Source organism: Streptomyces marokkonensis (assembly GCF_039539045.1).
GTDB lineage: Bacteria > Actinomycetota > Actinomycetes > Streptomycetales > Streptomycetaceae > Streptomyces > Streptomyces marokkonensis.
Genome location: NZ_BAABCQ010000006.1, coordinates 72323 through 98876 on the forward strand (window position 1 = coordinate 72323; position 26554 = coordinate 98876).

A 26554-nucleotide genomic window follows, 5' to 3' on the forward strand; every position below is an offset into this window, starting at 1 on the left:
GCGTCGGCGGGCCGGCCGACGTCCGTGTCCGCGTCCGGCACGCGCGCGTAGGCGTCGGGCCGGTCGAGGTGGGTGGCGTGGTCGAAGGGCCAGACGATCCAGTCGGCTCGGCCGATCACCTCGTCCACCGGGATCATGCCGCCGCCCGGCGAGCCCAGGTGGTCGCGGGAATCGCTGGAGTTGGCCCGGTGGTCACCGAGGACGAAGAGGGCGCCGTCGGGGACCACGACGTCGAAGCGCACCGTGGACGGGCGGTCGCCCGGGTACAGGAACGCGGACTCGTCGACCGACTGGCCGTTCACCCGGACCCTCCCCTCCCTGTCGCAGCACACCACATGGTCGCCGCCCACACCGACAACGCGCTTGATGTAGTCGCCGTGCCCGAAGAGCCCGGTGCCGTCGAACACGACGATGTCGCCCCGCTGCGGCCGGTCACCGAAACGGTACGCCAACTTGTTTACGAGAACCCGGTCACCGATCCTCAATCCCCGCTCCATGGATCCGCTGGGGATCTGGAACGGCTGCAGCACGAAGGTACTGAGCAGCAGCAGGAACAGCAGCAGGGTCAGGAGGGTCACGGTGATCCGGCCGCCCGGCACCCAGTCCGTGATCCGCCCCGCAAACGCGGAACGCGACCGTTCCTCCGGGCCGTCCGTGTCCGAGGGGTGCTCGGAGTCGGAAGGGCGGGAGGAGCGGTCGCGCTCCGTGTGCTGTGCTTCGGTGTCCATCGGGGCCAGATGTTATCCGGCCCCGGTGTGGACCTCTCAGGGCGCTCAGTTGTCGCGCTTCTCCTTGATCTTCGCCGCCTTGCCGCGCAGCTCGCGCAGGTAGTACAGCTTCGCGCGACGGACGTCACCACGGGTGACGAGCTCGATCTTCTCCACGATCGGGGTGTGCACCGGGAAGGTGCGCTCGACGCCGACGGAGAAGGAGACCTTGCGGACCGTGAAGGTCTCGCGCACGCCGGCGCCCTGGCGGCGGATGACCACGCCCTTGAACTGCTGCACACGGGAGCGGTTGCCCTCGATGACACGGACGTGGACGTTGACGGTGTCGCCGGGGCGGAAGGCCGGGACGTCACTGCGCAGCGACGCGGAGTCGACGGAGTCGAGCAGGTGAGACATTTCGTCTGCTTTCCTCGTTGATGCCACAGGTCATCAACGGAAACTAGGTGTTTCGGAATCTGGGATGTGCGGGTCGGGACGGGCGTCGTGTCCCCCTGTGGCAGGGGCGCGCTCCGGACGGACGCACAACAGCGCCCTATTGTTCCACGCCCGGCGTCCTACGCCAAAACCGGCCGTACGGCTCCCCCTCCGGGTCGGGTTCCCAACCCAGGATGGAGAGCATCTCCCGGTCCTTCTTGTCGAAGACCTTGGGGTCGCACCGCTCGATCAGGTCGGGCCGGTTCGCCGTCGTGCGCCGCAGGGCCTCGTCGCGGCGCCAGCGGGCGATCTTCCCGTGGTGGCCGCTGAGCAGCACGTCGGGGATGCCACGGCCGCGCCACTGCGGCGGCTTGGTGTGGACGGGGCCCTCCAGCAGGTTGGCCATGACGCCGGGGGCGAAGGAGTCGTCCCGGTGGGACTCGGCGTTGCCGAGGACGCCCGGCAGCAGCCGCGCCACGGCCTCGGTGACGACGAGTACGGCCGCCTCGCCGCCGGCCAGGACGTAGTCGCCGATGGACACCTCGTACACGGGCATCCGGGTCGCGTACTCGTCGATGACACGGCGGTCGATGCCCTCGTAGCGGGCGGGCGTGAAGACCAGCCAGGGCCGCTCGGAGAGGTGGACGGCGAGTTCCTGGGTGAAGGGCCGGCCGCTGGGCGTGGGCACGATGAGGACGGGCTCGCCGGAGCCCGTCTCGTAGCCGTCGGCCAGGACGGAGTCCAGTGCGTCGCCCCACGGCTCGGTCTTCATGACCATGCCGGGGCCGCCGCCGTAGGGCGTGTCGTCGACGGTGTTGTGCCGGTCGTAGGTCCAGGAGCGCAGGTCGTGCACGTGGACGTTCAGCTGTCCACGCGCGCGTGCCTTGCCGACGAGGGAGACGTTCAGCGGTTCGAGGTACTCGGGGAAGATCGTGACGACGTCGAGCCGCATCACGCCTCGTCCTCCGAAGAGCCCGCGGGTGCGTCCGCCGAGGAGTCCGCCGCGGCGTCCCGCGCGGAGGCGATCTCGGCACGGTCGTCGATCAGGCCGGGCGGCGGGTCGATGACCGCGCGCTGCTCGTCCAGGTCGATCTCGGTGACGATCTCCGACACGAACGGCACGTAGACCTCGCTGCCGTCGGGACGCTCCACCACGAAGAGGTCCTGCGTGGGCAGGTGGGAGATCTCGGTGATCCGGCCGACCTCGTCACCGTCCTTGGTCACCACGTCGAGGTCGATCAGCTGGTGGTCGTAGTACTCGTCGTCGTCCTCGGGACGTTCGTCCGGGTCGACGTCGGCGATCAGGAGGGTGTTGCGCAGCGCCTCGGCTCCGGTGCGGTCGTGGACACCGGCGAAGCGCAGCAGGAGACGGCCGCTGTGGACCCGGCCGGTTTCGATGGTGAGCGGCCCGGTGGAGGCGGGGTCGGTGGCCAGTACGGCACCGGGCCCGAGCCGCAGCTCCGGCTCGTCGGTGCGGACCTCGACGGTCACCTCGCCCTTGATTCCGTGGGCGCGGCCGATACGCGCGACTACCAACTGCACTGTGCTTGATCTCCTGTCGGAACTACGACGAGCCGGTCATGGCACGTACGACGCCGGTCATGGCACGTACGACGCCGGTCATGACGCACACACGACGCCGGTTCACGACGCACGCGACGCGCGCTCACGACACATACCGCGCCGGCTCCCCGCGCATACGCCTACGGTCACGGCTGTACGACTACGGGCCGGGGACGGCCCAGTGGCCCTCCCCGGCCCGAGCCGGTGCTGCGTTTGGCGTCAGCGGACGTGGTCCACGTCGACGAGGTCGACGCGGACACCACGGCCGCCGATGGCGCCCACGACGGTGCGCAGAGCGCGTGCGGTGCGGCCGTTGCGACCGATCACCTTGCCGAGGTCGTCCGGGTGGACCCGGACCTCGAGCACACGCCCGCGACGCAGGTCGCGCGAGGCGACCTGCACATCGTCAGGATTGTCGACGATGCCCTTCACGAGGTGCTCGAGAGCCTCCTCGAGCATGCTCAGGCCTCGGTCGACTCGGACTCGGCGGCAGCCTCGTCCTTCTTGTCGGCCTTCTTCTTCTGGGTGATCGCCTCACCCTTGCCCGCGTCGTCGCCACCGATCGCCTCGAAGGACGGACGGGCCGACTTCTCGGCCGGCTGCAGCAGCGGTGCCGGGGCGGGCTCGCCCTTGAACTTCTGCCAGTCGCCGGTCTTCTTCAGGATGGCGAGCACGGGCTCGGTCGGCTGGGCGCCGACACGCAGCCAGTACGCGACACGCTCGGCGTCGACCTCCATCACCGACGGGTTGTACGTCGGGTGGTACTTGCCGATCTCCTCGATGGCCCGGCCGTCACGGCGGGTACGGGAGTCGGCGACGACGATGCGGTAGTGAGGCGAACGGATCTTGCCCAGACGCTTCAGCTTGATCTTGACTGCCACTGGAGTGGGTTCTCCTGGTTTTGACGTGATTGGGCACGGCGGGAGAGCCGCGTGGGGTTGCGGTACCCGAGTGCCCGATGGACGCGTCAGCCGGAGGAGAGAGGGGTCCTGTGCGACTGTCGAGTACAGCTAGCCATTGTGCCACACGCGGGCGGGCCCTTCGGACCGAGGGCGGACCGGAGGCGGACCGAGGGCACCCCGCCCGGGTCCGGCTGCCACGAGCAGCCGGACCGTCAGCTCGCCGCCGCGCCGACCACCTCCGGAATCCGGAACGGCTTGCCGCAGCCGCCGCACATGATCGGAGCCTGGGCCAGGACCGAGGGAACGACCCGTACGTTGCGTCCGCAGTCGCACACCGCCTTCACGCGCACCCCTCCCCCGGAGGAGCCGTGCCGGGCGGCCGGGCCGCGGAAACTCCGGACGGAGTCGGTCGCGGTCGCTGCGGTGTGGGCCTTCAGCGCGCGCTGAAGGCGTTCCATCGTCGGGCGGTAGCGGCGCTTCGCCTCGGGAGTGAGCGTGACCAGCGAGAAGCCGCTGCTCGGATGCGGCTCCTCGGGGTGGTCGAGGCCCAGCTCCTCGGCGATCGCGAGGAATCGTCGGTTGTGGTAGCGCCCCGCGCGGGAGGTGTCGCGTACTCCACGCGCGGCAGCGATGCCGTGGACTGCCTCATGGAGCAGTCGCTCGAAGGAGAGCTCGTGCCCGCAGGCGGACGACGACTCTCCGATCAGGGACTCGGGCGCGGCAAGATCGGGCAGCTCGGTGTGGTGCCGCTGAATGTCGGCCCACGCCTGCGCCAGCTCTGCGGCGAGAACAGGTGGTGTCGTGCTCACGTAATGACAACGAGCCTGAGTGCCGCTGTGTTCCTATTCCGGGGCATCCCAAATAATTTGCACGTACCCGTCAGTTGCCGCTGATGCGTCCCGACGAGGGCGGGTGCGCTGATCTGCGGAGAAGCCTCACAGCTCGTACCAAGCTGGTGCGTAGTCCGACGTACGCGCCGGCGCGTAGACCTTGTCCACGCGCGGGAGGCGTGTGACCGGCGGGTGCGCAAGGGGCGTTTCGGTCGCCGTCTCCCCGGAAGTACGCCACCCGATCGGGCGCGTCGACGGGTGCGACGTTACCGGGTGTGCCGCCGGCGTGCGGCACCGCCCCGCCCCCGGTCGGCCCCCGCCCCCGGGGGCCCGCCACCGGGCTCCCCGACCTTGGCCAGAACCGCCTCGGCGGCGCCACCGCCACCCGCTGTCATCACCGAGCGGCGCGATCAGGCCATCCACCGAAGGGGTCGGGACGGGGCTACCGGAAGTACCACGCGGCCAGGCCCACGTTGCCGGGAAGTGAAATCTCGCCACTGGGGCGGGGATCGGGCAAACCGGCCGCCGCTACCACTGGACGCCACGGCGAGCCCGGAGTTTCCTGGCATACGGGGGAAGTACGAGCGCACTGCACGGGGGCCACGGAAACGGGCACAGCGGCAACACTCGGCGATTGGGGCGCTTTCCTATGACACCTACGCTCGTGCGGCAGCACTCATCTCACTCGGGGGCGACGCCTCGGGTGGACCCAAGTGCACGCGCGCGTGACTGGTCCGAGATACAGGAGCGGATGCTCGTACCGCTCTACGAGGCGGTCTACGAGCGACTGGACGTGGGCGGCGGCACACGGATGCTGGGGCTGGGCTGCGGTTCCGGGCTGGCCCTGCTGATGGCCGCCTCGCGCGGCGCCGCGGTGACCGGTGTCGACTCCCGCTTCCCGGAGCGCCTGACCCTGGCGCGGCAGCGGCTGCTTCCCGAAGTGCCCGGCGGTCCCGTGTCGCCCGGCGGTCCCGTGTCGCCCGACGCGCGGGGCACGCGCGCGCTGGGGGACGGCGTACGGGCGGACGGCGCTCGGGGAGACGGCGCGCGGGTCCTCGAAGGTACGCCCCGGGACTCGGCCGACCCGCCGGACCCGGTCTTCGACCTGGTGACCGCCTTCGAGCCCATCGGGTGCCTCGCGGGCGACTCGGAGGGGCTGGGTGAGCTGCTCGCCCAGGCGACGCCGCTCGCCCGCCGCGGGGCCGCCGTGGTGCTGGCCGGGTGGGGCCCGCCGGAGCGGTGTGCCACGACATCGGTGCTGCGGGTGGCCACCAAACTCGCGGACCCGCTGCGTGGCGCGGGCAGCTGGCGCCCCGCCCTGCGCGACGACCTGGAGGAGGTCGCCCAGCGGGCCGGACTCACGCCGGACGGTTCGGGACGAGTGGCGTGCCCCTTCGGATACGCCGACGCCGGCAGCGCGGTGCGCGGGCTGCTGTCGACCGGGCTGTTCGACGCGGCCATCGCGGCGACCGACCAGGAACAGGTCGGCAAAGAGCTGTCGGAGGCCCTGCATCCGCACCAGCGGCCGGACGGGACCGTGTGGATGCCGAACGTGTTCCGGTACCTGATCGCCCGTCTTCCCTGACGACCGGTTCCGATCGGGTGGGTGCGGGGTTATTCCCCAGTGGATCCTGGGCCTCTACGCTGATCCACCGTTCGGGGGACAGACACATCTGCGCACGGGAGCCCTGTAGTGCCGCACCACAAGACCGCGCTGCGTCTCGCCGCGCCCGTCGCCGTCCTCGTCCTGGCCCTCACCGCGTGCGGGGGCGGAGACGATACCGCCGCGAAGGGCCCGGCGAGCCCCGAGGTGTCCGCCTCTCCCTCCCGGGCGGCCTCGGGCGGCAACCTGGCGACGGGCGAGAGCGCGACGGGAAAGGTCGTGGAGGGCCCCGGAGAGGTCACCTACGACGTCGTGGCACAGAAGGTGGAGGTCGGCACGGAGGCGGAGGCCGCGAGGGCGGTGGCGGACGCGGCGGACGCCGAGGGCAGGGTACCGGCCGTCGCGCACGTCAAGTACACCCACAAGGGCGGCCCGGCCCTCACCGAGGGCTCCGACGTGCACGACGGCACCACGGTCTTCGCCGACGGGCAGCGCGGCGGCGTCCTGGTAGGCGGCGCCCCGGGCGACGCCCCGGGCTGCGAGGACCCGTACGACGTGCGGAGCTGGAAGCAGGGCGAGAGCCACGTCTTCTGTGAGACGTACCTGATCCCCGCGGACGCCACGAGCGTGGAGGTGCAGTGGGAGGAGGAGGACGGCGAGCCCTACGTCTGGAAGTACCCGCGGAAGTAGGGACGGTCCTCACGTCTCCCGGCCGTTCTTCGTCAGCCGGGTGATCCCGGCGATCCGGTACGCGTCCGCCTCCTCCAGCGTCTCGTTCGCCAGCAGCGCCTCGGCCAGCGCGTCGAGCTGCCCCCGGTGGTCGGTCAGCTTGCGGACGGCCTCCTCGTAGCACTCGTCGACGACCCGCCGCATCTCCCCGTCGATGGCGTCGAGGGTCCCCGGGGCGGCGGCCGGCCCGTAGGCCTGCTGGGCGTCGCCGGGGAGGGCGGAGAGCCGGCCGACCCGCTCGCTCATGCCCCAGCGGCCGACCATGCCGCGCGCGATCCGGGTGACCTGTTCCAGGTCGCTCTCCGAGCCGGTGGTGATCACGTCGTAGACCACCTGCTCGGCCGCCATGCCGCCGAGCGCGCCGATGATCCGGCCGCGCAGGTACTCCTCCGTGTACGCGTACTTGTCCGCGTCCGGCGTCGACAACGTCACCCCGAGCGCCCGCCCCCGCGGCACGATCGTGATCTTGCGAACGGGGTCGGCGCCAGGCCGCAGCATGCCCAGCAGGGCGTGCCCGCTCTCGTGGTAGGCGGTGCGCCGGCGCTCCTCCTCGGGCATCACCAGCGGGCGTTCGGCCCCCAGCTGGACCTTCTCCATGGCCTCGGAGAGGTTGGCCTGGGTCACCCGGACCTGTTTGCGCTTGACCGCGAGCAGCGCCGCCTCGTTGGCGAGGTTGGCGAGTTCGGCGCCGGTCATGCCCGGGGTCGTACGGGCGACCTGGGCCAGGTCCACGTCCGGGGCGAGCGGGATCTCGCGGGTGTGGATCTCCAGGATCGCCTTCCGGCCGGCCCGGTCCGGCGGCGAGACGTCGACCACCCGGTCGAAACGGCCGGGGCGGGTCAGCGCCGGGTCCAGGATGTCGGCACGGTTGGTGGCGGCGATGACGATCACGCCCTCGGCACCGGAGAAGCCGTCCATCTCCGTGAGGATCTGGTTCAGCGTCTGTTCGCGCTCGTCGTGACCTCCCATCCCGGAGCCACCGCCACGGGCCCGGCCGATGGTGTCGATCTCGTCGATGAAGATGATCGACGGCGCCACCTTCCGGGCCTCGGCGAACAGCTCCCGCACCCGGGAGGCGCCCACGCCCACGATCATCTCGATGAACTCGGACGCGGACGCGGAGAAGAACGGCACGCCCGCCTCGCCGGCGACCGCGCGCGCGAGGAGGGTCTTTCCGGTGCCGGGCGGGCCGGACAGCAGGACGCCGCGGGGCATCTTGGCGCCCATGCGGCGGTAGGCGTCGGGGTTCTTCAGAAAGTCGACGACGTCGCTGAGCTCGCCCTCCACCTCGTCGATCCCGGCCACGTCGGCGAACGTGGTGCGCGGCTCGCCGACTTCCAGCTCGACCGGCTTGGGCGGCGCCTTGCGGCCGAGCATGCCGCCCGCCCCGCCTCCCAGGGCGCCCCGCATACGCCGCGCGATGACGACCCACAGCACCACCAGGAGCAGCATCGGCGCCAGCGAGATCAGCAGATTGACCAGGAGACTGCGCTGCTGGACGACCGGCTCGGCCGTGACGGTGACGTTGTGCTCGGTCAGGTCGTTCCAGAGCTGGTCGTCCGCGAAGGTCGGCCGCTCGGTCATGAACTTGGTGTAGGTCCCGTCACCCTCCGGATTGTCCCGGGCCTTCTTCAGCTGGCCCTGGATCGCGTCGCCCTTGGCGTAGATCTTGCTGACGTTGCCCTCGTCGACCTGTTTGCTGAACTCCGTGTAGGAGATGGTCGGCTCGTCGCCCTCGTTGAAGAAGGAGAGCACGAGGTTGGCGATGAGGAAGACGATCAGCGCGGCCAGGACCAGGTTCCACCATCCGCCGCGCGGCCTTCTGCCGCCGGGCGGCGGCTTGGGGGGCTCGTCGGGCGTGCCCTCGGTGCGCCAGGGCGGCTCGGGGGCCTTGCGCGGCGGGGACGGATTGGCCATATCCGGACGTTACGCCAGGAACGCCGTCCCGGCATGTGGGTGTACGGCGCTGGGGGCGCCCCTCGGGTGAGGGGCGCCCCCAGCGCCGTACGGTCCTGTCCCGCGAACCGGTCGGGCGGTCAGCCCATGAACTTCTTGAACTCGTCCGGCAGCTCGAAGTTCTGGTCGCCCTGCTGGGGCAGTCCGAAGGCGCCCCCGTTCTGCGCGGCTGCGGCGCGGCGGGCGGCCTCCTCCTGCTCCTGCTGCTTGCGCTTCATCGGGTTGCCGGAGCGCTGCTTGCCCTTGGTCTTCTTCTGTTGCTTCTTCTGCCGGCCGGGTCCGCCGCCCATGCCCGGGACGCCCGGCATCCCCGGCATGCCGCCGCCCTGGGCCATGCGGGACATCATCTTGCGGGCCTCGAAGAACCGCTCCACGAGCGACTTGACCGCGCTGACGTCGACGCCGGAGCCCTTGGCGATACGGGCGCGGCGCGAGCCGTTGATGAGTGTCGGCTCCTGGCGCTCGGCCGGGGTCATCGACTTGATGATGGCGGCGGTGCGGTCGACGTCGCGCTCGTCGAGGTTGTTGATCTGGTCCTTCATCTGGCCCATGCCCGGCAGCATGCCGAGCAGCTTGCTGATCGAGCCCATCTTCCGGACCTGCTCCATCTGGGCCAGGAAGTCGTCCAGGGTGAAGTCCTGGCCCTTCTTGGACGCCAGCTTGGAGGCCATCGCCTCGGCTTCTTCCTGGCTGAACGTCTTCTCCGCCTGCTCGATCAGGGTGAGCAGGTCACCCATGTCGAGGATGCGGGAGGCCATCCGGTCAGGGTGGAAGGCGTCGAAGTCCGTGAGCTTCTCGCCGTTGGACGCGAACATGATCGGCTTGCCGGTCACGGACGCGATCGACAGGGCCGCACCACCGCGGGCGTCGCCGTCGAGCTTGGAGAGCACCACGCCGTCGAAGCCGACGCCGTCGCGGAAGGCCTCGGCCGTGTTGACGGCGTCCTGGCCGATCATCGCGTCGACGACGAAGAGGATCTCGTCCGGGGAGACGGCGTCGCGGATGTCCGCGGCCTGCTGCATCAGCTCCTGGTCGATGCCCAGGCGGCCGGCGGTGTCGACGATGACCAGGTCGTGGACCTTGGCCTTGGCGAACTCGATGGAGTCCTTGGCGACCTTGACCGGGTCACCGACGCCGTTGCCCGGTTCGGGCGCGTAGACCGCGACGCCGGCGCGCTCGGCGACGACGCTCAGCTGGTTGACGGCGTTGGGGCGCTGGAGGTCACAGGCGACCAGGAGCGGCGAGTGGCCCTGCTCCTTGAGCCACCGGCCCAGCTTGCCCGCGAGGGTGGTCTTACCGGCACCCTGGAGACCGGCCAGCATGATCACGGTCGGCGGCTGCTTGGCGAAGCGCAGGCGGCGGGTCTCGCCGCCGAGGATGCCTACCAGCTCCTCGTTGACGATCTTGACGATCTGCTGCGCGGGGTTGAGTGCCTTGGAGACCTCGGCGCCCAGGGAGCGTTCCTTGACCTTCTTGATGAAGGCACGCACGACGGGCAGGGCCACGTCGGCCTCGAGGAGCGCGATGCGGATCTCGCGGGCCGTGGCGTCGATGTCCGCCTCGGTCAGCCTTCCTTTGCCCCGGAGGGATTTAAAGGTGGCTGACAGGCGGTCGGAGAGAGTATCGAACACGGCGGCGTAGGTCCTCGCGTCGGCGTTGGTGTGGGTCGCCCTCCAGGGTATCCGGCCCGGCAAGCAAATAGTCCCTGCCCGCTGGAGAGAGCGGACAGGGTCAGGTCCCCGCAGCGGCGGGGAGCACATCAGCGAGGCTGTCTCGCCGGACGACATCTGGAACATCCCCGCTGCGGCGGGGAGCGCACCCGGCTGAACGCACCAGGCGCCCATGAGGTCATGCCCGCAGCGACTCCTCCAGCTCCCGGACCGCAGCCGCCGCCTCATCGCCCGGCAACGGCGCGCCCTCGCCTCCCGTCACGTAGAAGGCGTCCACCGCGTTCGCCCCCAACGTGCTGACATGCGCACTTCGCACCCGCACCCCCGCCCGCTCCAGCGCCCGCCCGAGTCGGAACAGCAGACCCGGCGCGTCCTGGGCGCGGACCTCGATCACCGTGGCCAGCCGGGACGCGGCCGGCGCGACCGTCACGCGGGGCGGCGGCGGCTCCACGCCCCTGCGCCGTGGGTAGGCGGCGTCCCGTTCGGTGAGCCGGCCGGCGACGTCCAGGGTGCCGTCCAGGGTCCGGACCAGGTCGGCGCGCAGACGGGTGGCCTGAGGCAGGGAGCCGTACTCGGCGGCGACCCGCCAGTCCAGCAGCAGGACCGAGCCCTCGACGCCGTCCGGCAGCGGAAGGGACCGCAGTTCGGCGGTGCGGACGGTCAGCCGGTGCATGGCCAGGACCCCGGCCACCGCCGGGAGTACGCCCGCCTGGTCGGGTACGGCGATCAGCAGCTCCACGCCGAGCGGCTCCGGATCGGCGGCCCGCTCCAGGACCGCGGCGTGCCACGCGTCCGAGGCCCGCTCCCGACCGGTGGGCGGCTCGGTCTGCGTGCGCAGTGCCAGCACCGGTTGGCCCGTACGGAAGGCCTCGACGGCGAGCCGTTCCTGCTCCGCGGTGGGCGCGGCGGCCTCGGGTTCCTCCAGCCGGCCCCCCGCGAGCACCGCCGAGACCCGTTTCACCAGATCGGCGACGAGGGAGCCGCGCCAGGACGACCAGGCGGCCGGCCCGGTGGCCAGCGCGTCCGCCTCGGTCAGGGCGTGCAGCAGCTCCAGGGTGTGTTCCGTGCCGACCGCCTCGGCGACCGAGCGCACGGTGGCCGGGTCGTCGAGGTCGCGCCGGGTGGCCGTCTCGACGAGCAGCAGGTGGTGGCGTACGAGGGTGGCGAGGACGCTCCCGTCCGCGCGGTCGAAGCCGATGCGGGCGGCCACGTCCCTGGCGATGGTCTCACCGACCAGGGAGTGGTCTCCCGGCCATCCCTTGCCGATGTCGTGCAGCAGCGCGGCGATCAGGAGCAGGTCGGGCCGGTGGACGCGGCGGGTGAACCCGGAGGCGCGCACGGCGGTCTCGATCAGGTGCCGGTCGACGGTCCACAGGTGGACGGCGTTGCGCTGCGGGCGGCAGCGCACCCGTTCCCAGTCGGGCAGGAGCCGGGTGATCAGCCCCTCGGCCTCCAACGCCTCCCAGACCTCCACGGTGGGCCGGCCCGAGCCCAGCAGGGTCACCAGCTGTTCCCGTGCCTCGGCCGGCCAGCGCGCGGGCAGCGGGCGTACGGAGGTGGCCAGGCGCCGTACGGCGTGCGGGGAGAGCGGGAGTCCGGCCTGCGCGGCGGCGGCCGCGGCCCGCAGCGGGAGCACGGGGTCGCGTTCGGGGCGCGCGGTACGGGCGAGCACCACTTCGCCGTCCTGCTCGACGACGCCCTCGGCGAGCGGTGAGCGCTCGGCGACCGGTTTCCCGCCGCCGCCCAGCAGGGCGCGCAGCCTCGGCCGCGCGGAACGCGCCCGCAGTACGCGCCCCACCTCGCGCCAGGTGACGTCGCCCGCGTACGAGATGACGCGCGCCGCCTCGTACACCTGCCGCAGCAGTGTGTCGGCGTCCAGCAGGCCCAGCTCGGCCGCCACCTGGTCCTGCTCCTGCAACGCCAGCCGGTCGGTCGCCCGGCCGGTGGCCAGGTGGAGTGCGTCGCGTACGTCGAGCAATCGGCGCCGGGCGTCGGCGAGGCCCTCGCGCGGGGCGTCGGCCAGCCAGGAGGCGGCGACGGCACGCAGGGCGGTGGCGTCGCGCAGGCCGCCCCGGGCCTCCTTGAGGTCGGGTTCCAGCAGGTACTGGAGTTCGCCCTGGCGTTCGGCGCGCTCGGCGCAGAGTTCCTGGAGTTCGGGGAGGCGTCCGGGTGCCTGGTTGCGCCAGTCGGCGAGGACGGTGGTGCGCAGTGCGGCGGTCAGTCCCAGGTCGCCGGCGAGATGGCGGGCGTCCAGGAGGCCGAGTTGGACTTTCAGGTCCTCGCCCGCGGTCTTGCGGGCCTGGGCCGGTGTGCGGACGGAGTGGTCGAGGGCGAGGCCGAGGTCCCAGACGGGGTACCAGAGGCGGTCGGCGAGGGCGGCGACCGCCTTGTCGTCGCTGCCGTCGTGCAGCAGGAGCAGGTCCAGGTCGCTGCGCGGGGACAGCTCGCCGCGTCCGTAACCGCCGACGGCGATCAGACAGACGCCCCGGGGCGGGGCGCCGGCCGCGGTGAAGAGGCCCGACAGCCAGTCGTCCGTCAGTCCGGCGAGGGCCGTACGGCGCGGCGGCCCGGACCGCGCCCGCTCGGTGAGGAGGCGCAGCCGGGCCGCCGCGTAGCCGCCGGGTCCGGAGTCCTCCGCTTCTTTCGTCACGTCCGTACTCGTCACCCGGCGACTCCTGTTCGTCCGTCGTGTCAGAGGGCGTCGGGACCGCGTTCGCCGGTCCGGACCCGTACGGCCGTGTCGACCGGGACGGACCAGACCTTGCCGTCGCCGATCTTGCCGGTGCGGGCCGCCTTGACCACGACCTCGATCAGCTGCTCGGCGTCGTCGTCCTCGACCAGCACCTCGATGCGGATCTTGGGCACCAGGTCGACGGTGTACTCGGCGCCCCGGTAGACCTCGGTGTGGCCGCGCTGGCGGCCGTAGCCGCTGGCCTCGGTGACGGTCAGGCCGTGGATTCCGAAGGCCTGGAGGGCCTCCTTGATCTCGTCGAGCCGGTGCGGCTTGACGACGGCGGTGATGAGTTTCATGCGTCCACCTTCTTGCTCTGGGCCGGCGCGGCCGTGGAGGTGGCCGGCGCGGCGGTCGTCCGGGCGGCGCCGCCACCGGCGCCGCTGAAGTCGTACGCGGTCTCGGCGTGCTCGGCCTGGTCGATGCCGGCCACCTCGTCGTCCTCCGGCACCCGCATGCCGATCGTCCTGTGCAGGACGAGGGCGAGAAGGGCGGAGACGATCAGGGAGTAGGCGAAGACACCGAGGACACCGGCGCACTGCTTCCAGAACTGGTCCAGGCCGCCGCCGTAGAAGAGGCCCTCGACGTCGGACTGGCCCTTGCCGGTGGCGAGGAAGCCGACGAGCAGGGAGCCGAGGACGCCGCCGACGAGGTGGACGCCGACGACGTCGAGGGAGTCGTCGTAGCCGAACCGGTACTTCAGGCCGACCGCCATGGCGCAGAGCACACCGGCGACGACGCCGACGGCGATCGCGCCGAGCGGGGAGACCGCGCCGCCCGCCGGGGTGATGGCGACCAGGCCGGAGACGGCTCCGGAGGCGGCGCCCAGTGTGGTGAAGGCGCCGTGGCGGATCTTCTCGTAGGCGAGCCAGCCGAGGACGGCCGCGCCGGTGGCGACCTGGGTGTTGACGAACATCAGCGCGCCGACGCCGTCGTCGTTGCCGAGCCAGGAGCCGGCGTTGAAGCCGAACCAGCCGAACCACAGCAGGCCCGCGCCGAGCATGACCAGCGGCAGGCTGTGCGGACGCATCGGGTCCTTCTTGAAGCCGACCCGCTTGCCGATGACCAGGATCACGCCGAGCGCGGCGGCACCGGCGTTGATGTGCACGGCCGTACCGCCGGCGAAGTCGATGACACCGAGTTCGAAGGCCCAGCCGCCCGCGCCCCACACCCAGTGGGCGACCGGGAAGTAGACGATCGTGGCCCACAGGGCGACGAACAGCGCCCAGGCCGTGAACTTCACCCGGTCCGCGAGGGCGCCGCTGATCAGGGCGGGCGTGAGGACGGCGAACATCAGCTGGAAGACCAGGAAGACGAAGACGGGGATGGTGTATCCGTCCCACAGCTCGGTCAGGCCGATGTCGCTGAGCCCGATCCAGTCGGAGTTCCAGCCGACGAGGCTGCCGGTGTCGGTGCCGAACGCCATGGAGAAGCCGTACAGCACCCACAGGACGGTGACGATACCGAGGCTGATGAAGCTCATCATCAGCATGTTCAGGGTGCTCTTGACGCGGACCATGCCTCCGTAGAAGAAGGCCAGGGCCGGGGTCATGAGCATCACGAGGGCGGAGCAGATGAGCATGAAGCCCGTGTTGGCGGCAGAGAGCTCCGTCTCTGCGGCGAGCGTGATGGCTGGAGCCATCGGCGTCTCCTCGTCGTTGGTACGGCCCCGTGCGGGCGAAGCCTGAGCGGGCTGTGAGGGGTGGGCCGGTTATGCGCCATGAGATTGGCGCAGCGCGGTTTCGGTGGACGCCCCTCGTTGTTTCGCCGCCGTGACGAAGGCGCCGTGCGTGTTACGCGTCGATGAACTACCGGGTCGCGGGCCAGGTCACCGATATCGCGACGCGGCCTTCCCGACGACCGCCGCAACCATCAATTGAGCAACCCCTACGGCGAGCAACCAGGTCCGCGAGAGCGGCGCCGGCTTAGGCGCACAAGGGGGGCCGGCCGCGGCGGCCTCCGAGTGACCTGGCATGGGGGAGCCGAGTCGGGCAGTTCGGGAGGGCCGGCCGCGGCCGGGGCTGGTGGGGGTCAGACCGCTTCGGCGGTCTCCGGCAGTTCGACGGCGAGCCGTTCGGTGAGGTCGACGACCTCACCGAGGTCGCCGAAATCGCGTACGGCCGTGTCGACGGTCTTGCGGATGCGGGTGTTGACTCGTTCGGAGCGGACCTTCTTGGCGATTCTCATGGCCTCGACGGCCAGGCCGGTACTCTCCTCGGGTTCGCGGCGCAGCAGGTGCACGGTGGCCATGCCGATCAGGTTCAGCGCGTAGGAGCGCTGGTGTTCGTCGTCCTTGGCGAACAGCTCCACCGCGCGGCGCATCAGCGGCTCGGCCAGCGAGGCGTAGGCGGGACTGCGGCCGGCGACGTAGGCGAGGTCCCGGAAGGAATGGCTGTTCTCCCCGTGCAACTCGGCCTCGGAGAAGAAGCGGATCCAGTCGGGGTCCGGCTCGTCCCAATCGTCGGCTTCGGCGAAGGTGTCCTCGGCCATGCGCACCGCCCGTTTGCAGCGGCCTGGCTGGCCCATGTTCGCGTAGGCGCGGGCCTCCATCGCGTACAGCATCGACTGGGTGCGGGGGCTCGCGCAGTCCCGGCTGCCGTACTGCGCGAGGTGGATCAGCTCCAGGGCGTCGTCGGGCCGGCCGAGGTGGATCATCTGGCGGCTCATGCTGGAGAGGATGTACGAGCCGAGCGGCCGGTCGCCGGCTTCCTTGGCGGCGTGCAGGGCGAGGACGAAGTACTTCTGAGCGGTGGGCTGGAGTCCCACGTCGTACGACATCCAGCCGGCCAGCTCGGCGAGTTCGGCGGCGACCTGGAACAGCTTTGACCGGGTGGCGTCCGTCTGGGGCTCCTGCAGGAGGTCGGTCACCTCGTGCAGCTGGCCGACCACCGCCTTGCGGCGCAGGCCGCCACCGCACTGGGCGTCCCAGCGGCGGAACATCACGGCAGTGGACTCCAGCAGGTCCAGCTCCGGCCCGGACAGGCGACCACGCGCGCGCGTGGTGGGCGCGGGCTCGCGTCCGGACGCGGTGGCCGGGGGCGCGGGGACGAGCCAGCGCTGCATGGGCTCGATGAGGGACGGGCCCGCCGAGAGGGCCAGCGAGCTCCCGAGGAAGCCGCGCCGCGCGAGCATCAGGTCGCTGCGCGAGAACTCGCTGAGCAGGGCCACGGTCTGCGGGCCCGTCCAGGGCAGGTCGACGCCGGTCGCGGACGGTGTCGGGCGGGTGGAGCGCAGGCCCAGGTCCTCGACGGAGACGACGACGCCGAAGCGCTCGGAGAACAGCTCGGACAGGATCCGCGGGATCGGCTCGCGCGGGTTCTCGCCGTCGAGCCAGCGGCGCACGCGTGAGGTGTCCGTGGAGATGTGGTTGGCGCCCAGCTGGCGTGCCCGGCGGTTGACCTGGCGGGCCAGCTCGCCCTTGGACCAGCCGCTGCGGGCGAACCAGGAGGTGAGCAGCTCGTTGGGGCGCTTTTCGGCGGACGACGCGCTTCCCGCGCTCGTACCGCTTCCGCCGTTGCCACTCACTGGAACGCCCCCATCCCTGAGACCACCTGTCGCCGAGTGCGCCAAGCCCTATCAGACTGCCGGTGATGACAGTCGTCCGTCCGGCGGATGCCGCCCTTCGAACGGAAAGCCGAGTTGCCTCCGGCATACCCGCGAGTGCATGTGCCCCAAGGCTCCATGCACACAAAGTAATCCCGTGATCACGGTCCAGCCATGGCGATCGCGGAATCGCCACCATTCGCCACCCCTTCGGGTGAACCCCCAGTGGCCCGCACACGATTCACTTGACATAAGCCGACCGTGAGTCGGCGCAACGGTGCATACCGGGGCGTGCGCGGTCGAGCGCACCACCCGATGCGCTTCCGGACGCCGCGTGAACCGCGCCGGACTGGGGAGTTGCAAGCAGAGAGTCACGTCGCACGTCCGCTGCGTAACCGCCGCTGCGTCGGACCCGTTGGAGGGGGCATGGGCTTCACGATCGGCATCGGCAGCAGTCGGGGCACGCGCGACACCCGGCCCGGCACACGTCGTCGGGGCCGCGCGTCGGCGTGCACCATGGTGGCCGAGTTCACCGGGCTGTGGGGCTGGGCCGTGGTGCCGGGGGCCCGGGCCGCCGCGGGCGCCTGCTCCTGCGGCCGACGCGACTGTCCGGCGCCGGGCGCGCATCCACTGGATCTCGCACCCGAGGTGCCCGCGGGCGCCACGCTGGACGAGGCCGGCGAGGCCTGGGCCCAGGTCCCCGGCGCTGCCGCGATGCTGCCGGTCGGGCGGTCCTTCGACGTCATCGAGGTGGCCGAGCCCGCGGGGCTGCGGGCACTGGCCCGGCTGGAGCGCATGGGCATCCCGCTCGGCCCGGTCACGGCGACCCCGCAGGGCCGCGCCCATTTCTTCGTCGCCCCCGGCGCCGCCGCCGAGCTGCCCCGGCTGCTCTACCGCCTGGGCTGGGACGACCCGTCCGCCCTGGACCTGCGCGGCCTCGGCCCCGGTACGTACATCACGGCCCCGCCCTGCGACCGCGGCGGCCTGGGCCCGGTGCGCTGGCTGCGTCCGCCGGCCCTCGACTCGGCGACCAGGCCGCCGACGGCACGGCTGCTGCTGGGGACACTGGCGTACGTGGCCCACCGGTCGCGGACATAGCGCCGGCGGCGACCGGCGCCCGCCCGGCCGGGCACGGCGAAGCGCCCGTCCCCCGGTCACGGGAGGCGGGCGCTCTTTCGCGCGTTCCGCGCGTGTTCGCGTTCCGACGGTGCGCGCACCGCGGTACGCGCGGTGGCGTCACTCGCCGATGAGGGCGTCCACGAACGCCGCGGGCTCGAACGGCGCCAGGTCGTCCGCGCCCTCGCCGAGTCCGATCAGCTTGACCGGCACGCCCAGCTCACGCTGCACGGCGACCACGATGCCGCCCTTGGCCGTACCGTCCAGCTTGGTGAGCACGATGCCGCTGATGTCGACGACCTCGGCGAAGACCCGGGCCTGGATCAGGCCGTTCTGACCGGTGGTGGCGTCGAGGACGAGCAGCACCTCGTCCAACGGCGCGTGCTTCTCCACGACGCGCTTGACCTTGCCGAGCTCGTCCATGAGACCGGTCTTCGTGTGCAGGCGGCCGGCAGTGTCGATGAGCACGACGTCCGAGCCCATCTCCTTGCCCTCCTTGACCGCGTCGAAGGCCACGGAGGCCGGGTCGCCGCCCTCCGGGCCGCGCACGGTGTGGGCGCCGACGCGCTCGCCCCAGGTCTGCAGCTGGTCGGCGGCCGCGGCACGGAAGGTGTCGGCGGCACCGAGGACGACGCTGCGGCCGTCGGCGACCAGGACGCGGGCGAGCTTGCCGGTGGTGGTGGTCTTGCCGGTGCCGTTGACGCCGACGACCATCACGATGCCGGGCCTGGTGTTCGCCGGCTCGGTCTTGACCTCGCGGTCCATGTCGGGGTCGAGGAGCGTGATCAGCTCCTCGCGCAGCAGGGTCCGCAGCTCGTCGGGGGTGCGGGTGCCGAGCACCTTCACCCGCTCGCGGAGCCGGTCGACCAGTTCCTGGGTGGGCTGCACGCCGACGTCGGCGGTGAGCAGCGTGTCCTCGATCTCCTCCCAGGTGTCCTCGTCGAGATGCTCCCGGGAGAGCAGGGTGAGCAGGCCCTTGCCGAGGGCGTTCTGCGAGCGGGAGAGGCGGGCACGGAGCCGGACCAGACGGCCGGCGGTGGGCTCGGGAACCTCGATCTGCGGGATCTCGAGCTCTTCGACGACGGGCGGCTCCTCGACGGTGGCGGCAGCGGTGCCGCCGTCCGGAAGGTCGACCTCCTCTATCGTCCGGCGCGGTTCGTCGCGCGGTGTCTCGGCCTCTTCGCCGACGTGCGGCTCGGCCGGAGGGGCGGTGATGTCGGGCGTGGCGGGAGGCGGCGGAGGCAGCTGCTTCTTACGGCGACTGCCCACGATCAGCCCGCCGAGCGCGCCGATCACGACCACGGCGATGACTACAGCAAGGATGACGATTTCCATAACGGCTCCAGTATGCGTGACCCCTGTCCCGGCCCTTCGTTGGTCGGCGGCGCAGGCGTGCCTCCGGGCCGGGCCGGCCCGCTGCCTGGCTCATGGCCGGCGGGAAGCCCGTTCGAGCGGAGTCACAACCCGTCCGGTATCAGCGCGCGCTTGATGCACGGAGGACTGGGCCGAGGGGGGCGAGGCACACCCAAGGCGTGGCATGGCTCATGCGGTGAGCCGTGCCCACGCCTTTCGCGTCACTGTGGCTTCCTCCAAAGGACAAAGGCCCCTGGAAGGAAGGAGTCGGATCAAAGTACGATGGAGGAGGCCACGTCAACGCGCGTAGAGTCCCGACCGCCCCCCTCTTCTCCCCACGATCGAGGCACGGACCCCCGCATGAGCAAGACCGCCGAGACCGAAGGCGCCCTGGAAACCCGCGGCATCGAGCAGGTGCCCGATCAGGAGCGCACCGCCCGGACCCGCGACCTTTTCCCGACCTGGGTCGGTGCCAACATCAGCGTGCTGCTGCTCACGATGGGCGCGAGCCTCGTCGTGGCCTACCGGCTCAACTTCTGGCAGGCGCTCGTCGTCGCGGCCGCCGCGCCGGTCGTGTCGTACGGCCTGGTCGGGCTGATCGGCATCGCGGGCAAGCGCGGGGGCGCGCCCGGGATGGCGCTGTCCCGGGCGGTCTTCGGCCAGCGGGGCAATCTGCTGCCGGGTTCGCTGATCTGGGTCGCCCGCTGGGGCTGGGAGACGATCAACGCGGTGACCGGCGCCTACGCGCTGCTCACCGTACTGGACATCGTGTTCGGCATCCGGGCCAACAGCATGCTGGACATGGTGACGCTGTTCGCCTTCGTCGTGGCGACGTTCGCGATCTCCGGGCTGGGGATCAACGCCGTGCAGAAGTGCAACAAGTACGCGGCGTACCTCTTCGGCGCCTTCTCGGTGCTGGTCCTCGGCTACCTGGTCGTCGACACCGACTGGTCGGCGGTCTTCGACCGATCCGCCGGCTCCGTGGCGGCGATGATCACCGGTGTCGGTCTGATCGCGGCCGGCGGTGTCAGCTGGATCCCGTCCGCCCCGGACTTCACCCGGTACCTGCCGCGCACGGCTTCCTCGAAGGGGATCGTGGGCGTGACGATCGGCGGCGCCGGCATCGTCGTACTGCCCATGGTCCTGATGGGTATGGTCATGGCCGTCTCCACGCCGGACCTGGCCTCGGCCGCCGACCCGGTCTCCTTCCTCGGCGAGATCCTGCCGACCTGGATCGCGGTGCCGTACCTGCTGATCGCGCTGATCGGCATGCTGCTGATCAACTCGATGTCGATGTACTCGGCCGGCTTCACCGCGCAGACCCTGGGCATCAAGGTCCCGCGGCACTGGGCGGTCTCGGTCAACGCCGTGATCTCGCTGGTCTTCGGCGGGGTGCTGATGCTGGTGGCGACCAGCTTCATGGGCTCCTTCATCGCCTTCCTTTCGCTGCTCGCGGTCGCCTTCTCCGCCTGGGTCGGCGTCTTCGGAGCGGACATGCTGCGCCGCAGGGAGTACGACGGCGAGGCCCTCGCCGACACCGGCCGCACCAGCGCCTACTGGTACCGCGGGGGCTTCTCCCCCGCCGCCGTCGCCGCGTGGGCGGTGGGGCTGGCCGCGGGCCTGATGTTCACGACGTCCGACTGGTTCACCGGCCCCCTCGCCGCGAACAACGTCGTCGGCGAGTACGGCCTCGGCTGGGTGGCCACGGTCGTGATCTCCGGTCTGCTGTACGCGGTGCTGCCGAAGCCCGCCGTGGTCGTTCCCGCGGCGGCTGCCTCGGGCCGGCCCGATCGGCCCGAGGCCGCGACCGTCTGACGTACGCGGCCGACGCGTCCCCTTCCGGAGTGTCGTCATCCGGTGAGCCGCCGCCCGGTCCCGGACGTACGACACCGCCGCCCCCGTTCCGGGCGGTGAGCCGGGATCGGGGGCGGCGGCGGACGGTACGGGGAGAGGGGCGGCGGGGACTTGGCCCTTCTCCCCGGGTTCGGGGGTGGGGCGGTCAGCCCATCTCCTCCAGGGCCTTGCCCTTCGTCTCCTTCACGAACTTCAGGACGAAGGGGATGGAGAGCGCGGCGAAGATCGTGTAGATCACGTAGGTACCGGAGAGGTTCCACTCGGCCAGCGACGGGAAGCTCGCAGTGATGGCCCAGTTGGCGATCCACTGCGCGGCTGCGGCCACACCCAGGGCCGCGGCGCGGAGCCGGTTCGGGAACATCTCGCCGAGGAAGACCCAGACGACCACACCCCAGGACAGGGCGAAGAAGAGGACGAACAGGTGGGCGGCGATCAGGGCGACCCAGCCCTGCGTCGCCGGGAGTTTGCCGTCGACCAGGTCGAAGGAGAACGCCCAGGCCTCCAGCGCCAGGCTGATCACCATGCCGACCGAGCCGACGAGAGCGAGCGGCTTGCGGCCGACGCGGTCCACGAAGATCATCGCGATCACGGTGCCGACGATGTTGATGATCGACGTCGTGAACGAGTAGAAGAACGACTGCGTCGGATCGACGCCGACCGACTGCCACAGCGTCGAGGAGTAGTAGAACGCGACGTTGATGCCGACGAACTGCTGGAAGACCGAGAGGCCGATACCGATCCAGACGATCGGCTTGAAGAGGAAGCTGCCGCCGAGCAGGTCCTTGAAGGAGGACTTCTCCTCGCGGTGCATGGCGTGCTCGATCTCGGCGACGCGGGCGTCGAAGTCGACGTCCTTGCCCTCGACCTCTTGGAGGATCTGCTTGGCGCGCTCGTGCTTGCCGACGGAGACCAGGAAGCGCGGGGACTCCGGGATGGCGAAGGACAGCAGGCCGTAGAGGACGGCCGGGACGACCATGACGCCGAGCATGACCTGCCAGGCCTCCAGGCCCATCAGCTCACCGCGCTGGTCACCGCCGGCGGCGTTCAGCAGACCCCAGTTGACCAGCTGCGAGACCGCGATACCAACGACGATCGCGGCCTGCTGGAAGGAGCCGAGCCGACCGCGGTAGGCGGGCGGGGAGACCTCGGCGATGTAGGCGGGGCCGATCACCGAGGCCATGCCGATGGCGAAGCCGCCGACGACGCGCCACATGGCGAGGTCCCACAGCGCGAAGGGCAGTGCGGAGCCGATGGCGCTGACGGTGAAGAGGACCGCCGCGATCTGCATGCAGCGGATGCGGCCGATGCGGTCGGCGATGCGACCGGCGGTCGCGGCGCCGATGGCGCAGCCGATCAGCGCGATGGCGATGACCTGGGCCAGTAGCGCGGAGCCGACGTCGTAACGGTCCCGGATGGCCTCGACGGCGCCGTTGATCACGGAACTGTCGTAGCCGAACAGGAAACCGCCCATGGCGGCCGCCGCCGCGATGAAGATGACGTGCCCGAGATGATCGGGATGAGCCGTCCTGGCTCCTGAACTGGGCGCCTGCGATGTGCTGGCCACGTGTACTCCTCGGGCTACCGGCAACGCTGCCGGGGTGGTTCGCCTTCGAGGTGCCACCGAAGGAACCTGAAGGCAAAAGCAACGTTGCAGAGACTATGTCTTCAAGTGTCGAAGTCAATAGGTCGAGAGATGTGAGTTTGAAGATGCGCGATGGCGACACAGGAGGTTATGTGTTCAAGAAATGAAGCTGGTGTGCTCGGTACTAACGCAGCCGCTGACTGATGACCTTCGACACGCCGTCACCCTGCATGGACACGCCGTACAGCGCGTCGGCGACCTCCATCGTCCGCTTCTGGTGCGTGATGACGATCAGCTGCGAGGCCTCCTGCAGCTCCTGCATGAGGCGGATCAGCCGCTGCAGGTTGCTGTCGTCGAGCGCCGCCTCGACCTCGTCCATGACGTAGAACGGGCTGGGCCGCGCCTTGAAGATCGACACCAGCATCGCCACGGCGGTCAGCGAGCGCTCCCCGCCGGAGAGCAGCGAGAGCCGCTTGACCTTCTTGCCCGGCGGCCGGGCCTCCACGTCCACGCCCGTGGTGAGCATGTTCTCGGGCTCGGTCAGCACCAGCCGCCCCTCACCGCCCGGGAACAGCCGGCTGAAGACGCCCTCGAACTCCCGCGCGGTGTCCCGGAAGGCCTCGGTGAAGACCTGCTCCACACGCTCGTCGACCTCCTTGACGACCTGGAGCAGGTCGGCGCGGGTCTTCTTCAGGTCCTCGAGCTGCTCGCTGAGGAACTGGTGCCGTTCCTCCAGCGCCGCGAACTCCTCCAGGGCCAGCGGGTTGACCTTGCCGAGCTGCTGGTGGGCGCGTTCGGCGGCCTTCAGTCGCTTCTCCTGTTCGGAGCGTACGAAGGGCCGCGGCCGGTTGCGCGGGTGCTCCGGGTCGTGCGGGAACTCCTCGCCCTCGGCGGGGGGCGAGGGCGGCACCTCTTGATGGGGGCCGTACTCGGCCGCGAGCCCCGCCGGTTCCACACCGAGTTCCTCCAGCGCCTTGGTCTCCAGCTGCTCGATGCGCAGCCGCTTCTCGGCGCCGAGTACCTCGCCCCGGTGGACTGAATCCGTCAACTTGTCGAGCTCGGCCTTGAGGTCACGCCCGGCGGTGCGCGCGGCGGTCAGCTCCTGCTCACGCCGGGCTTTGACGGCCTCGGCGGCGGTGCGCTCCTCGTCGGCGCGGGTCAGGGAGACCTCCACGTGCGCGAGCAGTTGCCGGGCGCCGGCGGCGACCGCCTCGGCCACGGCCGCCTCGTGCCGCATCCTGGCCCGCCGCTGTTCGGCACGCGCGCGTGCCTCGCGTTCCGCGCGGGCCGCCCGGTCCAGGGAGTCGGCCCGCCCGGCCAGGCCCTTGACCCGCTCCTCGTGGGTACGGACCTGGAGGCGGGCCTCCATCTCGGTCTGCCGGGCGTTGGCGCCGTCGGCGGCGAGCCGGTCGCGGGCGGAGGTGTCGGGCTCCTCCTCGGCGGGCATCTCCTCGGCGACGGCGAGCCGCTCCGCCAGTTCCTCGACGTCCGTCAGCGCCTTGTCGAGCGCCTCCTGCGCCCGGGCCGCCGCGGCGGCGGACCGCTCGGCCTCCCCCGCCGCGCCACGGGCCTGTCCCGCGAGCCGGCCCAGCTGCTGGGCCACGGCCGACTTCTCCCGGTCGGCGGCCCGGCGCCGCTCCCCCAGCTCCTCGACGAGCGCCGCGCACTCCCGGCGTCGCTCGACGGCCGCGTCCTGTGCCTTCGCGAGCTCCTCGCACCGCACGCCCAGTTCCGCCAGCTCGGCGGCGGCCCGGTCCACGGACGCCTGCACCTCCAGCAGGCTGGGCGCACCGGCGGAGCCGCCCTGCGCGAAGTGCGCGCCCAGCAGATCGCCCTCGGCGGTGACGGCGGTCAGCTCCGGGTGGGCGTAGACCAGGTCCTCGGCGTCCTCCAGGGTGGCGACGACCACGATCCCGCGCAGCAGCCGCCGGACGGCGGGCATCAGGTCTCCCGGCCCGCGGACGAGGTCGGCGGCGTACGGCGACCCGTCACCGCGCGGCTCCCGTGCCACTTCGCCACACGACTCCCGCGTCGCGTCACCATGTGGCTCCCGCACCACGTCGTCGGGGGCGCCCGCGAGCAGCAGGGCGGCCCGGCCGGCGTCCTGCTTGCGCAGCAGGCGGATGGCGTCGGCGGCGGCCGCCGGGGAGGTCACCGCGAGCGCGTCGGCGGCGGCGCCGAAGGCGGTTGCCAGGGCGACCTCGTGGCCGGGCGTCACGGTGAGGAGCCCGGCGGCCGGACCCAGCAGGCCGGTGAGCCGGTCCTTCGCGGCGAGCAGGGCGCCTGTGCCGTCCTTGCGGCGCAGCCCGAGCGCGAGGGCCTCGCGGCGGGCGTGCGTCGCCGCGCGCTCGCGTTCCGCCGCGGTGGCCGCCTCCCGGGCGGCGCTCAGGGCGGCCTCCGCCTCGGCCAGTGCGCGCTTGGCGGCCTGGTGCCGCTCGGCGAGTTCCTGGTCATCGGCGTCGAGGCCGTCGACCTCGGCCTGAAGCGCCTCGTACTCCTCCTGCGCGGCGGCGGCCCTCTCCCGGGACTCGTCCCGTGCCTCGGCCAGCCGCTCGATCTCGGCCTGGGCCGAGGCGGCGCGGGAGCGGGCCGTGCCGACCTGGCCGCTGAGCCGGGCCAGCCCCTCCCGGCGGTCGGCGATGGCGCGGGCGACGTCCTTGAGACGGCGATCCTCCAGAGCCAGTTCGCGTTCGAGGTCGGCGCGGTGGGCGACCGTGTCCTCCAGAGCGTGCTCGGCCGCCTCCAGAGCCGCTTCGAGTTCGGCCTCCTGTTCACGGACGCGGGCGGCCTCTCGCTCCAGTTCCTCCGGATCGCGGCCGCGCCGCTCCTCGGGGGGCGCGGAGCTGGCGCTCTTCACGCGCGCGTCGGCCAGCGAGATCGTGCCGCGCACCCGTTCGGCCAGCTGGGACAGCTCGTACCAGGTCTGCTGGGCCCGCTGAAGGCGCGGCGTGAGCCGGCGCACCTCGTCCTCCAGCTCCGCCTCACGACGCAGCGCCCTGCCCAGCTCCGCCTCGGCGGTGTCCTTGCGTTCCTTGAGCGCGGCCTCGTCGGCGATCTCGGCCTGCAGCGCCTCGCGCAGCCGTACGAGGTCGTCGGCGAGGAGCCTCAGCCGTGCGTCCCGCAGGTCGGCCTGGATGACGGCGGCCCGCCTCGCCACCGTCGCCTGACGCCCCAGCGGCTTCAGCCGGCGCCGCAGTTCGTCCGTCAGGTCCTGCACGCGCGCGAGGTTGGCCTGCATCGCGTCCAGTTTCCTGAGCGCCTTCTCCTTGCGCTTGCGGTGCTTGAGGACGCCGGCGGCCTCCTCGATGAAGGCGCGGCGTCCCGTCGGGTCGGCGTGCAGGACGGAGTCGAGCCGGCCCTGGCCGACGATGACGTGCATCTCGCGGCCGATGCCGGAGTCGGAGAGCAATTCCTGGATGTCGAGGAGGCGGCAGGTGTCGCCGTTGAGCTGGTACTCGCTGCCTCCGTTGCGGAACATGATCCGCGTGATGGTGACCTCGGCGTACTCGATGGGCAGCGCCCCGTCGGAATTGTCGATGGTCAGCGACACCTCGGCCCGGCCGAGCGGCGGGCGACCGGTGGTGCCGGCGAAGATGACGTCCTCCATCTTGCCGCCGCGCAGCGACTTGGCGCCCTGTTCGCCCATGACCCAGCTGAGCGCGTCGACGACGTTGGACTTGCCCGAACCGTTCGGACCGACGACGCAGGTGATGCCGGGCTCGAACCGGAGCGTGGTCGCCGAGGCGAACGACTTGAATCCGCGGAGGGTCAGGGCCTTCAGGTGCACGCCGCCGGACTCTACCTTTCACGGCTGTCTCACTCCATGAACCGGTGAACCGCCGCGGTTTCACCGGTGAACGCGCAGGGCACATCAGACGTTGAAGAGGGTGAAAGGATGCGCGGGGGAGGAAAAGGCGGGAGCGGGCGGGGCGGCGACCCCGGGGCGAAGGCGGGGGCAAGAAAGAAGGGACGCCGAAGCG

19 protein-coding genes and 1 pseudogene are annotated in these 26554 nt (G+C 71.4%); 4 read left to right on the plus strand and 16 right to left on the minus strand.

The genetic code is table 11. The features are described 5' to 3' along the window. Positions 1-26: 26 nt before the first annotated feature. From lepB to ABEA26_RS02775, 7 genes and pseudogenes are all read right to left on the minus strand, one after another. A pseudogene (gene lepB, locus ABEA26_RS02745) lies at positions 27-728 on the minus strand (signal peptidase I); the annotation flags it as partial. Between the two features lie 45 nt (positions 729-773). Continuing rightward, a complete protein-coding gene (gene rplS, locus ABEA26_RS02750; RefSeq protein WP_030041016.1) occupies positions 774-1124 on the minus strand; it encodes a 50S ribosomal protein L19 in 351 nt (116 codons plus the stop codon). Positions 1125-1260: 136 nt separating this feature from the next. Then, positions 1261-2094: a tRNA (guanosine(37)-N1)-methyltransferase TrmD gene (gene trmD, locus ABEA26_RS02755; protein ID WP_345588817.1), complete on the minus strand. Its 834-nt coding sequence runs from the start codon at positions 2092-2094 to the stop codon at positions 1261-1263. Beyond that, complete coding sequence (gene rimM, locus ABEA26_RS02760; RefSeq protein ID WP_345588819.1) at positions 2094-2684, minus strand: ribosome maturation factor RimM; 591 nt, start codon at positions 2682-2684, stop codon at positions 2094-2096. Before rimM ends, trmD begins: the two co-directional genes overlap by 1 nt. A gap of 240 nt (positions 2685-2924) precedes the next feature. Next, positions 2925-3164: an RNA-binding protein gene (locus tag ABEA26_RS02765; RefSeq protein ID WP_005479813.1), complete on the minus strand. Its 240-nt coding sequence runs from the start codon at positions 3162-3164 to the stop codon at positions 2925-2927. A 2-nt stretch (positions 3165-3166) separates the two neighbouring features. Then, a complete protein-coding gene (gene rpsP, locus ABEA26_RS02770) occupies positions 3167-3586 on the minus strand; it encodes a 30S ribosomal protein S16 (RefSeq protein WP_345588821.1) in 420 nt (139 codons plus the stop codon). A 233-nt stretch (positions 3587-3819) separates the two neighbouring features. Beyond that, the gene (locus ABEA26_RS02775; RefSeq protein WP_279561947.1) at positions 3820-4416 is read right to left on the minus strand and encodes a hypothetical protein; all 597 of its coding nucleotides are present in this window, start codon (positions 4414-4416) and stop codon (positions 3820-3822) included. A gap of 670 nt (positions 4417-5086) precedes the next feature. Here ABEA26_RS02775 and ABEA26_RS02780 point away from each other — a divergent pair. Both ABEA26_RS02780 and ABEA26_RS02785 read left to right on the plus strand, forming a co-directional pair. Continuing rightward, on the plus strand, positions 5087-6022 hold the full coding sequence (locus ABEA26_RS02780) for an SAM-dependent methyltransferase (protein WP_345588825.1): 936 nt from the start codon (positions 5087-5089) through the stop codon (positions 6020-6022). Between the two features lie 108 nt (positions 6023-6130). Beyond that, positions 6131-6730: a hypothetical protein gene (locus ABEA26_RS02785; RefSeq protein WP_345588826.1), complete on the plus strand. Its 600-nt coding sequence runs from the start codon at positions 6131-6133 to the stop codon at positions 6728-6730. Between the two features lie 9 nt (positions 6731-6739). On the opposite strand, the gene ftsH is transcribed toward ABEA26_RS02785, so the two are convergent. From ftsH to nsdA, 6 genes are all read right to left on the minus strand, one after another. Then, positions 6740-8686, minus strand: a complete 1947-nt coding sequence (gene ftsH / locus ABEA26_RS02790; protein ID WP_345588828.1) for an ATP-dependent zinc metalloprotease FtsH — start codon at positions 8684-8686, stop codon at positions 6740-6742. Positions 8687-8805: 119 nt separating this feature from the next. After that, complete coding sequence (gene ffh / locus ABEA26_RS02795) at positions 8806-10356, minus strand: signal recognition particle protein (protein WP_345588830.1); 1551 nt, start codon at positions 10354-10356, stop codon at positions 8806-8808. 217 nt (positions 10357-10573) lie between these two features. Further along, a complete protein-coding gene (locus ABEA26_RS02800) occupies positions 10574-13060 on the minus strand; it encodes a [protein-PII] uridylyltransferase (RefSeq protein WP_345588832.1) in 2487 nt (828 codons plus the stop codon). Positions 13061-13086: 26 nt separating this feature from the next. Beyond that, positions 13087-13425, minus strand: coding sequence for a P-II family nitrogen regulator (locus ABEA26_RS02805; protein WP_055421751.1), 339 nt, complete (start codon positions 13423-13425; stop codon positions 13087-13089). After that, positions 13422-14768: an ammonium transporter gene (locus ABEA26_RS02810; protein WP_345588835.1), complete on the minus strand. Its 1347-nt coding sequence runs from the start codon at positions 14766-14768 to the stop codon at positions 13422-13424. The genes ABEA26_RS02805 and ABEA26_RS02810 overlap by 4 nt, the downstream gene beginning before the upstream one ends. Positions 14769-15157: 389 nt before the next feature. Beyond that, positions 15158-16651: a transcriptional repressor NsdA gene (gene nsdA / locus ABEA26_RS02815; protein WP_345588837.1), complete on the minus strand. Its 1494-nt coding sequence runs from the start codon at positions 16649-16651 to the stop codon at positions 15158-15160. A gap of 444 nt (positions 16652-17095) precedes the next feature. Here nsdA and ABEA26_RS02820 point away from each other — a divergent pair, with 444 nt between their 5' ends. After that, positions 17096-17767, plus strand: coding sequence for a bifunctional DNA primase/polymerase (locus ABEA26_RS02820; RefSeq protein WP_345588839.1), 672 nt, complete (start codon positions 17096-17098; stop codon positions 17765-17767). A 138-nt stretch (positions 17768-17905) separates the two neighbouring features. Here the strand turns inward: ABEA26_RS02820 and ftsY are convergent, their stop codons facing one another. Then, a complete protein-coding gene (gene ftsY / locus ABEA26_RS02825) occupies positions 17906-19120 on the minus strand; it encodes a signal recognition particle-docking protein FtsY (RefSeq protein WP_345588841.1) in 1215 nt (404 codons plus the stop codon). 378 nt (positions 19121-19498) lie between these two features. Here ftsY and ABEA26_RS02830 point away from each other — a divergent pair, with 378 nt between their 5' ends. Beyond that, positions 19499-20953 carry a cytosine permease gene (locus tag ABEA26_RS02830; RefSeq protein WP_345588843.1) on the plus strand — a complete coding sequence of 485 codons (1455 nt, stop codon included), beginning with the start codon at positions 19499-19501 and terminating at the stop codon, positions 20951-20953. A 184-nt stretch (positions 20954-21137) separates the two neighbouring features. Here ABEA26_RS02830 and ABEA26_RS02835 read toward each other — a convergent pair whose 3' ends face one another. Both ABEA26_RS02835 and smc read right to left on the minus strand, forming a co-directional pair. Continuing rightward, positions 21138-22556, minus strand: a complete 1419-nt coding sequence (locus tag ABEA26_RS02835; RefSeq protein WP_345588844.1) for a sugar porter family MFS transporter — start codon at positions 22554-22556, stop codon at positions 21138-21140. 202 nt (positions 22557-22758) lie between these two features. Beyond that, a complete protein-coding gene (smc, locus tag ABEA26_RS02840) occupies positions 22759-26361 on the minus strand; it encodes a chromosome segregation protein SMC (RefSeq protein WP_345588845.1) in 3603 nt (1200 codons plus the stop codon). Positions 26362-26554 lie beyond the last annotated feature (193 nt).

What these genes read in the sequence shown, in the direction of transcription:
- rplS (WP_030041016.1), bottom strand. Translation starts at nt 1,124, where the DNA reads ATGTCTCACCTGCTCGACTCCGTCGACTCCGCGTCGCTGCGCAGTGAC.
- trmD (WP_345588817.1), bottom strand. Translation starts at nt 2,094, where the DNA reads ATGCGGCTCGACGTCGTCACGATCTTCCCCGAGTACCTCGAACCGCTG.
- ABEA26_RS02765 (WP_005479813.1), bottom strand. Translation starts at nt 3,164, where the DNA reads ATGCTCGAGGAGGCTCTCGAGCACCTCGTGAAGGGCATCGTCGACAAT.
- ABEA26_RS02780 (WP_345588825.1), top strand. Translation starts at nt 5,087, where the DNA reads ATGACACCTACGCTCGTGCGGCAGCACTCATCTCACTCGGGGGCGACG.
- ftsH (WP_345588828.1), bottom strand. Translation starts at nt 8,686, where the DNA reads ATGGCCAATCCGTCCCCGCCGCGCAAGGCCCCCGAGCCGCCCTGGCGC.
- ABEA26_RS02805 (WP_055421751.1), bottom strand. Translation starts at nt 13,425, where the DNA reads ATGAAACTCATCACCGCCGTCGTCAAGCCGCACCGGCTCGACGAGATC.
- ABEA26_RS02810 (WP_345588835.1), bottom strand. Translation starts at nt 14,768, where the DNA reads ATGGCTCCAGCCATCACGCTCGCCGCAGAGACGGAGCTCTCTGCCGCC.
- ABEA26_RS02820 (WP_345588839.1), top strand. Translation starts at nt 17,096, where the DNA reads ATGGGCTTCACGATCGGCATCGGCAGCAGTCGGGGCACGCGCGACACC.
- ftsY (WP_345588841.1), bottom strand. Translation starts at nt 19,120, where the DNA reads ATGGAAATCGTCATCCTTGCTGTAGTCATCGCCGTGGTCGTGATCGGC.
- ABEA26_RS02830 (WP_345588843.1), top strand. Translation starts at nt 19,499, where the DNA reads ATGAGCAAGACCGCCGAGACCGAAGGCGCCCTGGAAACCCGCGGCATC.